A 497-nucleotide genomic window follows, 5' to 3' on the forward strand; every position below is an offset into this window, starting at 1 on the left:
CGCAGGTCGGTTTCCGTGATGGTGAGGGCAGTCATGAACTTAAGCACCTCACCGTACGAGCCGGCGATCTCGATCACCAAGCCGCGACGAAAAGCCTCCTGGGACACGAGACCCGGCAAGGAGTGGTGCTTCGGAGAGACGAGCCCATACATCAATCCGCGGCCTCGTACGCTCAGGCCGAGAGCGGGGAAGTCCTCTGCGATCGATTTGAGTTCTTCAGTCAAGATCGCAGACTTGCGAGCGATCTCATCCTCGAATTTGGAGTCCGACCAGTAAGTCTCAAGAGCCGCACGAGCAGTGACGAAAGCATAGTTGTTGCCTCTGAAGGTCCCGGTGTGCGCACCCGGCGCCCAGACATCAAGTTGAGGCTTGATGAGGATAAGGGCCATTGGGGTTCCGATTGCCGACAGGGACTTGGACAGGGTAACGATGTCCGGCACAATTGCAGCTGCTTCGAAACTGAAGAAACTGCCTGCGCGACCGACTCCTGCCTGGAT

Annotated in this window: 1 protein-coding gene; it reads right to left on the minus strand. The window is 57.7% G+C overall.

What is annotated here, in order from left to right:
* On the minus strand, nt 1-440 hold a 440-nt coding region (locus tag AC0L2A_RS36380), incomplete at its 3' end, for an aminotransferase class III-fold pyridoxal phosphate-dependent enzyme (RefSeq protein ID WP_473613005.1).
* Between the last annotated feature and the right edge of the window lie 57 nt (nt 441-497).

This window comes from Mesorhizobium sp. WSM4844, from assembly GCF_055811775.1.